2 protein-coding genes and 1 riboswitch are annotated in these 1,349 nt (G+C 63.5%); both genes read right to left on the reverse strand.

Annotated elements, in window-relative coordinates; translation table 11 throughout:
* The coding region (locus J9611_RS21345; RefSeq protein ID WP_211883246.1) for an amino acid permease at positions 1-413 on the reverse strand (413 nt) is incomplete at its 3' end.
* Between the two features lie 144 nt (positions 414-557).
* Positions 558-655: riboswitch (glycine riboswitch) on the reverse strand.
* Positions 656-775: 120 nt separating this feature from the next.
* The coding region (locus J9611_RS21350; RefSeq protein ID WP_211883248.1) for a YsnF/AvaK domain-containing protein at positions 776-1,349 on the reverse strand (574 nt) is incomplete at its 5' end.

Here is a 1,349-nt window from a genome sequence, read left to right on the forward strand (position 1 = left end):
ATCCACAGCGGCAGTCCCGGCCAGAGTTCCTGCGAGTAGCCGGCGATGGCGATGACGTCCGCGATGCCGGTGATCACCCAGCAGAACCAGTAGGTCCAGCCGGTGAAGAAGCCGGCCCAGGGGCCCAGCAGGTCCGCGGCGAAGTCGCTGAAGGATTTGTAGTTCAGGTTGGACAGCAGGAGCTCGCCCATGGCCCGCATGACGAAGAACAGCATGAAGCCGATGATCATGTAGACGAAGATGACGGACGGGCCGGCCGCAGAGATGGTCTTGCCCGAGCCCATGAACAGGCCCGTGCCGATCGCGCCGCCAATGGCGATCAGCTGGATATGCCGGTTGCTGAGCTGCCGCTCAAGATGGGGCGTTTCAACAAGTACGGAAGGGGGAGGATGAATCGTGATGAGGAACTCCATTGTTCAAGTGGCGCCAAGGTGCCACGATGATTCGGGTTCCTCCCCGCTCTGTAATTGGACCTGAGAGTTTCCGCGTCCCTGCTGTCGCAGGTGCCGCTTGCACCGTCGGTGAGCCCGGTTGCCCGGGCTGCTTTCCAGAGTTGCCTCGCCGCGGCGGTACATGGGCCTGAGAGATTCCTGGGGAGGATTTGCTCCTACGGCGCCTGCTGAATGTACCGGCAGGACTCTCCCGCCGCAGATCATAGGCTTTTTCAGTTTTGAGTGATGCGAATCACAACACTAGCGTGGAGAATGGCGCCACGCAACCAGCCGCCGATACCGTTCGCGCACTCAGCGCGCCAGAACTGTATTCGGAGCTCGTGTCAGCTCTCTTCAGGTCCTTCGGTGTCGATGTGTTCTTTGCGGACTTCCTCATTGATTGTGACCTCATCGCTGACCGTTTCGGTGCCGATGCGGACCCGTTCGACCGGGACGGTCTCCTTGGTAACTATGAGTCGTTCCTCGTGGAGGATGACCTCGCGCTCGTCGTCTTTGTCCGGACCGTTCATAGCCTCGCTGCGGTTTTCCTCCGTGATCGGTTCTCGCTCGATTCGGACTTCTTCGCGCTGCACTGGCACCGTCCTGGTGACGTTTTCCGTGGTGACGTATTTACGCAGGCGTGCCCGGCCGGGGGCCGGCTGTTCGGCGATGTCCGGGGGCGTCTGGGGCCGGGTCATGGCGTCCGTGGTGGGCGCGGTGTCGTCGCGTTGTCCGGTGGGCGCGGTGGTGTCGTATCCGGTGGTGCGGGTGGTGTCGGGTGCGTTGTTGCGGTCGGTTCCGGTGGCGTCGCGTTGTCCGGTGGGCGCGGTGGCGTCGCGTTGTCCGGTGGGCGCGGTGGCGTCGCGTTGTCCGGTGGGCGCGGTGGCGTCGCGTTGTCCGGTGGGCGCGGTGGCGTCG

Source organism: Pseudarthrobacter albicanus (genome assembly GCF_018224015.1).
GTDB lineage: Bacteria > Actinomycetota > Actinomycetes > Actinomycetales > Micrococcaceae > Arthrobacter > Arthrobacter albicanus.